Annotated in this window: 4 protein-coding genes; all 4 read right to left on the bottom strand. The window is 69.2% G+C overall.

The window, feature by feature from the left end; genetic code table 11:
• Nucleotides 1–731 (bottom strand): excinuclease ABC subunit UvrC (gene uvrC, locus R1101_RS0121940; RefSeq protein WP_016935385.1); only part of this gene is annotated, 731 nt, incomplete at its 3' end.
• Nucleotides 732–740: 9 nt separating this feature from the next.
• Entirely contained in the window at nucleotides 741–1,214 is a 474-nt protein-coding gene (locus R1101_RS0121935; protein WP_016935384.1) for a PH domain-containing protein, read from the bottom strand.
• Nucleotides 1,211–1,693: a 6,7-dimethyl-8-ribityllumazine synthase gene (ribH, locus tag R1101_RS0121930; RefSeq protein WP_016935383.1), complete on the bottom strand. Its 483-nt coding sequence runs from the start codon at nucleotides 1,691–1,693 to the stop codon at nucleotides 1,211–1,213. The genes R1101_RS0121935 and ribH overlap by 4 nt, the downstream gene beginning before the upstream one ends.
• The coding region (ribA, locus tag R1101_RS0121925; protein WP_016935382.1) for a GTP cyclohydrolase II RibA at nucleotides 1,693–2,141 on the bottom strand (449 nt) is incomplete at its 5' end. The genes ribA and ribH, both read right to left, overlap by 1 nt.

Raw genomic sequence — 2,141 nt, 5'->3', positions numbered from 1 at the left:
AGGGCCTTGCGCAGCGCACCGAGGTCGTCGCGCAGGCGGGCGGCGGTCTCGAAGTCGAGTTCCTCCGCCGCGGCCTGCATCCGCTTCTCGACGTCGCGTACGAGTTTGTCGGTGCGTCCGGCGAGGAAATCGCAGAAGTCCTCGACGATGCGACGGTGCTCCTCGGCGGACACGCGCCCGACGCAGGGCGCGGAGCACTTGTCGATGTAGCCGAGCAGGCACGGACGGCCGATCTGCGCGTGCCGCTTGAAGACCCCGGCCGAGCACGTGCGCGACGGGAACACCCGCAACAGCAGATCGAGGGTCTCGCGGATCGCCCAGGCGTGCGAGTAGGGGCCGAAATAGCGCACGCCCTTACGGCGCGGCCCGCGGTAGACGAACAGCCGGGGATATTCCTCGTTCAACGTGACCGCGAGCATCGGATAGGTCTTGTCGTCGCGGTAGCGGACGTTGAAGCGCGGGTCGAACTCCTTGATCCAGTTGTACTCGAGCTGGAGTGCCTCGACCTCGGTGCGCACCACCGTCCACTCGACCCGGCCCGCGGTGGTCACCATCTGACGGGTGCGCGGATGCAACGAGGCGATGTCGGCGAAGTACGAGTTCAGACGGGAGCGAAGGTTCTTCGCCTTGCCGACGTAGACGACCCGGCCGTGCGGATCGCGGAACTTGTAGACCCCCGGCTCCGTGGGAATGGAGCCGGGGGCAGGGCGATATGTCGAGGGGTCGGGCACAGGTCCAGGCTAGTCGTCGCCCCTGACGGCTCCGCCGGTGTAATAGGACTCGAGTTCGCGGAAACGCTCGAGTGCGTTCACGGCGAGTTCCCCGTCGCGCGCCTGGATGGCGACGACGGGCACGTACTCGTCGAACGGCAGTTCGAGGCGCGCCCAGGGCGCCCCGTGGTCGAAGAACAACCCACGCACATCGGTCCACGGGATGTGTCGTTCGGCCACGACGTTGCGGACGGATACTCCTTCCGCCCCGGCACGCAACCGCGGCCGGGTGAACAGCAGGACGCCCCCGGTGAGCATGATGCCGATGGCGAGGATCGCGATCTGGTCGACGAACCGCAGGTTCACCCCGGTGTCGCCGCCCCCGCGGAGTACCAGCGCCGCGAAGATGTGCGCGGCCAGGACGACGACGGCCGCCACGACGACCCAGCGCCGCATCTTCTGCGGGCGTACTTCCAGATCCCGGCCGGTCTCGTCGCGGGTCAACGCGCCACCTTCCGCAGCCGCCGCAGCGTCACGGCGGTGTCGAGCGCGGCCGCACAGGCCTGTCCGCCCTTGTCCTCCGCGGAGCCGGGCAGACCGGCGCGGTCGCGGGCCTGCTGTTCGGTGTCGGTGGTGAGAACACCGTTGCCCACGGGGGTGCCCTCGTCGAGCGCGATCCGGGTCAGGCCGTAGGTCACGGCGTCGCACACGTACTCGAAGTGCGGTGTGCCGCCGCGGATCACCACGCCGAGCGCGACGACCGCGTCGTGGGTGCGCGCCAGTTGCTGCGCGACGACGGGGAGCTCGATGGCTCCCGCAACGCGCTCGAGCGTGACGTCGGTGACGCCTGCCTGCTCGGCGACCCGTTGAGCGCCGGCGATGAGCGCGTCGGAGATCTCGGTGTGCCAGCGACCGGCGACGATCGCGAGGCTCAGGCCCGCGGCGTCGGCGAGCTGCAGGTCGGGCAGGCCCTCGCCGCTCATCAGGCGTCTCCCTCGTCGAACTCGTCGAGACCGATCAGGTCGTGACCCATGCGATCGCGCTTGGTGCGCAGGTACGAGATGTTCTCGCGGTTCGCGCGCAGCGGCATCGGGACACGTTCGGTGATCTGCAGGCCGTAGCCGTCGAGACCGACACGCTTGGCCGGGTTGTTGGTCAGCAGCCGCATCGACGAGATACCGAGATCGACGAGGATCTGCGCACCGATGCCGTAATCGCGAGCGTCGGCGGGCAGGCCGAGCTGCAGGTTGGCGTCGACGGTGTCGGATCCGGAGTCCTGCAGCTGGTAGGCCTGCAGCTTGTGCATCAGGCCGATGCCGCGCCCCTCGTGGCCGCGCATGTAGAGGACGACGCCACGGCCTTCCTCGGCGACCATCTCGAGGGCGGCGTCGAGCTGCGGACCGCAGTCGCAGCGCAGCGACCCGAAGACGT

The sequence above is a fragment of the Rhodococcus sp. R1101 genome (genome assembly GCF_000278445.1).
GTDB classification, from domain to species: Bacteria; Actinomycetota; Actinomycetes; order Mycobacteriales; family Mycobacteriaceae; genus Rhodococcus; species Rhodococcus gordoniae.
Note: the sequence above shows the minus strand (reverse complement) of the source record. Positions and strands in the feature narration are given on the sequence as shown.